2 protein-coding genes and 1 pseudogene are annotated in these 1,365 nt (G+C 37.0%); 1 reads left to right on the top strand and 2 read right to left on the bottom strand.

Features of this window, described 5'->3' with window-relative positions; all coding sequences use genetic code 11:
• Positions 1 to 266, bottom strand: a 266-nt coding sequence (locus tag ACFIKG_RS09205; RefSeq protein ID WP_375652188.1) for a hypothetical protein, incomplete at its 3' end; no start/stop codon positions are given.
• 205 nt (positions 267 to 471) lie between these two features.
• Here ACFIKG_RS09205 and ACFIKG_RS09200 point away from each other — a divergent pair.
• Positions 472 to 1,083 carry a hypothetical protein gene (locus ACFIKG_RS09200; RefSeq protein WP_375652187.1) on the top strand — a complete coding sequence of 204 codons (612 nt, stop codon included), beginning with the start codon at positions 472 to 474 and terminating at the stop codon, positions 1,081 to 1,083.
• A 9-nt stretch (positions 1,084 to 1,092) separates the two neighbouring features.
• Here the strand turns inward: ACFIKG_RS09200 and ACFIKG_RS09195 are convergent.
• Positions 1,093 to 1,365: pseudogene (locus ACFIKG_RS09195) on the bottom strand (hypothetical protein); the annotation flags it as partial.

Below are 1,365 nucleotides of genomic sequence, written 5' to 3'. Positions count from 1 at the left end.
CCATCTTCACCTGTTACCTGTAAAGGCAACACCTTACCAAGCAACGCTAAATAAGCCGCTGGACATTCTATAGCCTGCTTTTCCAAATAAGAAATCAAACCATCCTTGCCAATTTTATTCCCAGCATTCTCAGCAGCCTTAACCACTGCCTCTTTTAAAATGCGCGTCATTTTATTTGGAACGCCTTTGACACGCCCTTGACCTGCCTTTGGTGGTATACGCTTTTTAATGGGTTTTGGAGCCTGCTCTGTATTTTCTGACGTCATAAAATACGCCCTCCAGATAATAAAAAACCCCGCATTTGCGGGGATTCCAAACTGCACTGTCCCTCGTTTAGATACAATACGACCAAGTACAGTGCTGTCATTAAATACGATTTGCTACACCTTGTCAACACAAAAATAACACATATTGATACATTTGAAAAGAATCGGTTAAACAGCACTTATCAATAATTAAGGGTTCAAAATAATGAAATCATTATCCATAACACGCATCATAACATTTATAGCTTTCTTTTCTATATCAGCGCTACCTGCATCAGCGTCATTTGGATTTATAGACAAATTGACGCGTATGTTTACAAGTGTAGATACTATAGAGAAGTATAATCAACTTTACAATAAATACGTAAGTGAATCATATATTGGCTCTATGCATTCTGAAAAGGTACGCAAAGCAGAAGAACTTTCACTCAGAAATGGCGGAGAATATTCATTTTTTAACAAGGAAGATATATTGTATCGTCACATATCAGTTGTTGGTTGTGCATCCATTGTGAGTTTATTGCGGGGTGATTATAATAAGGAGATGTCGCAAATGGATCTACCCAATGTAATAAAGCGTTTACGCGATGAATATGATTGGAGTGAAAGCGATTTTATGTGGGCATACGACGTGGTCAATGATAACGAGGATCCAATGATTTATTATGCAAAAAAATTTCTTAAGCGTTACGATTTCAGAAAAGAACAAGTAGATAACATAGTATCTCACGTGAAAACAAATGATCATAAATGGTTAAAGGAACTCAGTGAACATTGCGGAAACTTACGAAGGATATACTATATAATGAAACCGTAATAGAGCTTGTCATTTACGATCAAAATGTTTCTGAAGCACATTAAGAGCAACACGTAATGAATTCACAAGATGTGGTAATATCTGATCTTCTATAACGAGGTACTGTAGTGCTGCATAAAGATTATACTGTCTATAGAGGCATTGTGCTTCTTTAAGTGCCTCTTGCATGTTGATAAACTGCTCTGTTGCAAATGCTACCCATTTATCTCTTGCTTTATCATCAGATGATGACGGCATTTCGTCATAAATCGCATTAGGCAAGCCCTTTGCACAAAGGTAATT

Source organism: Bartonella sp. LB28NMGDW (assembly GCF_042194435.1).
GTDB classification, from domain to species: Bacteria; Pseudomonadota; Alphaproteobacteria; order Rhizobiales; family Rhizobiaceae; genus Bartonella; species Bartonella grahamii.
The sequence above is the reverse complement of the archived record's forward strand: the minus strand, read 5'-3'. Positions and strand labels throughout refer to the sequence as shown.

Excerpts from the sequence above, each read along its gene's own strand:
- ACFIKG_RS09200 (WP_375652187.1), top strand. The coding sequence starts at position 472 with ATGAAATCATTATCCATAACACGCATCATAACATTTATAGCTTTCTTT.